General features: G+C 68.7%; 1 protein-coding gene. It reads right to left on the reverse strand.

Annotated features, from left to right (window positions below; genetic code table 11):
- A partial coding sequence (locus tag RYB66_RS05775) for an FUSC family protein (RefSeq protein ID WP_316894037.1) occupies positions 1–217 on the reverse strand: 217 nt, incomplete at both ends.

Here is a 217-nt window from a genome sequence, read left to right on the forward strand (position 1 = left end):
ACCGTGCCGACGATCCGCTGCACCAGCCGCACCCGGGTCGCCCCGTACTGCGGGCGGCAGACGAACACCGTGGTCAGCAGGATCCAGTAGCCGTTGACCGGGTGGATCAGGTGCAGCACCCCATAGCCGGCCATCAGCGCCAGCGCCATGCGCAGGCCATGGCGGAACAGCAGCGAGGTCGGGGTCAGCTGCAGGCGGATACGCTGTAACACCTCGC

The organism is Pseudomonas syringae group sp. 243L2, assembly GCF_032587875.1.
Taxonomy (GTDB): domain Bacteria; phylum Pseudomonadota; class Gammaproteobacteria; order Pseudomonadales; family Pseudomonadaceae; genus Aquipseudomonas; species Aquipseudomonas amygdali.